This is a genomic window from Oleiphilus sp. HI0067 (assembly GCF_001635735.1).
In genome coordinates this window covers 1-1189 of record NZ_LWFI01001170.1, presented here as the reverse complement: position 1 = coordinate 1189, position 1189 = coordinate 1, and the positions used below count along the sequence as shown (strand labels likewise).

The 1189-nt window shown below is 42.8% G+C and carries 1 protein-coding gene and 1 pseudogene; both read left to right on the top strand.

Annotated elements, in window-relative coordinates; translation table 11 throughout:
- On the top strand, positions 1-446 hold a 446-nt coding region (locus A3739_RS17315), incomplete at its 5' end, for a pantoate--beta-alanine ligase (protein WP_197472396.1).
- Positions 447-471: 25 nt separating this feature from the next.
- Positions 472-1189: pseudogene (locus tag A3739_RS17310) on the top strand (glucose-6-phosphate isomerase); the annotation flags it as partial.

Here is a 1189-nt window from a genome sequence, read left to right as displayed (position 1 = left end):
AGCTTTTCAACATGGTTCAGCCAGACCAAGCCATATTTGGAGAAAAAGACTTTCAACAATTAATGGTGATTCGAAAGCTTACTAATGATCTATGTTTTCCTATTGAAATAGTCGGCGTACCGACTTGTAGAGAGCCAAGTGGCCTTGCATTGAGCTCTCGCAATGGTTATCTAAATGAAGAGGAACACCTGCGAGCAAGTAAGCTTTTTGCGGTTCTTCAACAAACTAAAAAAGCATTAGAGTCGAACGAAGATATCGTCGTTGCACGTCAGCAAGCGATTAGTTCTTTGACAGAGAATGGCTTTAAACTCGATTATCTTAATATTGCATCCGTTGATACACTTCTGCCGGCTAAGGATGCGGATAAGGAAATTGTAATCCTTGCTGCAGTCTTTTTAGGAGCAACGCGGTTAATAGACAATATTCGAGTTTCGTTAACTGACTAAATAACAAAAACGCACAAGGACTGGCATGAGACTCGATCAAAACCATAGCTATCTACCTCTAAAGAAGCTCGCTATCAAAGCGAAGTATGAGCGTATGCTTGATTACTTTGAGGAAGACCCAAATCGCCTTGATCGCTTCGGCATTCAAGCTCCATATGTGTATGCAGATTTATCCAAGAATTTAGTCTCGAACACCGTACACAAGGCGCTAATTAAACTAGCCGATAACGCAAATCTCAAAGATCAGACTCGCGCATTATTTTCAGGACAAGAGCTCAATGCAACTGAGCATCGTGCTGTATTGCATACTGCTCTTCGCGCCTTAAATCATAAAGAACTTCGAGCTTCAGCGCCTGAAATTCATCAGGAAGTCAATGCAGCGTTAGAACAAATAAAGAGTCTGGTTGATTCTCTTCATAAACGCGAATGGCTAGGATCAACTGGCAAAGCAATTACGCAGCTTGTCAGCATCGGAATTGGCGGGTCTTACTTGGGGCCGAAAATGGTCATTGAGGGACTACAGCACTTTCATATTGATGGCCTCGAGACACATTTTGTATCGAATATAGATGGTAGCGATGCAGTTAACGTGCTCGAGCAACTCGACCCTGAACGCTGTTTATTCCTGATCCAATCCAAGTCTTTTACTACCCTCGAAACACTTGAGAATGCGCACGTTTGCCTAGACTGGTTGAAAGATAAGCTTGGTCCGAGTGCTGATATTTCACGCCACCTTATTGCTG